Consider the following 806-nt stretch of genomic DNA (forward strand, 5'->3'; position numbering starts at 1 on the left):
TTGTATCGATAACTCCAAGCGGATTCAACTAATAAACGGCGAAGATGTGTATTACCCGATTTTGTAATGTTCCCTTGCCATCTGCTTTGACCACTTGAGTATTCCCTCGGCACTAGACCCGTGTACCCATAAATGCCTTTGCATTACCAAACCGGGTAAATGAACACACTTCGGCTACGATACCTGTTGCCGTTGTTTCAGCCACCCCACGTAAAGTTTGAAGAGCTTGTATTAATGGAGCGTAGCGCCCCTCCGTCGCTTCCTCGTGAATCGCTGCTTCAATACGCTTTAAACGTTCTTCAATTTCATCCATCTGATGAAGCATTTCCTGCAGAACCAAACGCTGAGAAGCAGACTCAAGCGGAATACGCCCTAACCACAAACGATATTTCGCTGTCCAGCGGCGAAGTGGTTCTTGGGGTGCAATCTGATGGCGAAGGAGGAACTTTCCAATCCGCTGCCGGATCCGAGTCCGATCTTCCTTGACATCTTCACGCATTCGTACCAGATCACGAAGTGCTTCTTCTTCTGGAGTAGGTACATGCACGCTTGTTAATTCACCTGCTCGGAGTAATTGTGCTAAACGTATAGCATCTCTACGATCGGTTTTCACCCGTTCTCCTGGGCGACTTGGCATGAGTGAAGGAGCAATCACAATGCAATGATATCCATGTGCAATTAGCAAGCGAACTAAAGGATATCCTGTTGGACCTGCCTCATAACAAATATTTAGCTCATGGGGTTGCCCTAACTTTCTCAGTACTTTTAAGATGTGATATTCGGTATGAGGAACCGCACCTAAGTAC

The 806-nt window shown here is 46.7% G+C and carries 2 protein-coding genes; both read right to left on the bottom strand.

What is annotated here, in order from left to right:
• On the bottom strand, positions 1-113 hold a 113-nt coding region (locus J7E85_RS34980), incomplete at its 3' end, for a transposase (protein ID WP_353049582.1).
• Positions 113-806: IS110 family RNA-guided transposase (locus tag J7E85_RS30135; RefSeq protein WP_215163692.1), on the bottom strand; the 694-nt coding region annotated here is incomplete at its 5' end. The genes J7E85_RS30135 and J7E85_RS34980, both read right to left, overlap by 1 nt.

The sequence above is a fragment of the Paenibacillus sp. ISL-20 genome (assembly GCF_018613005.1).
Taxonomy (GTDB): Bacteria; Bacillota; Bacilli; order Paenibacillales; family Paenibacillaceae; genus Paenibacillus_AQ.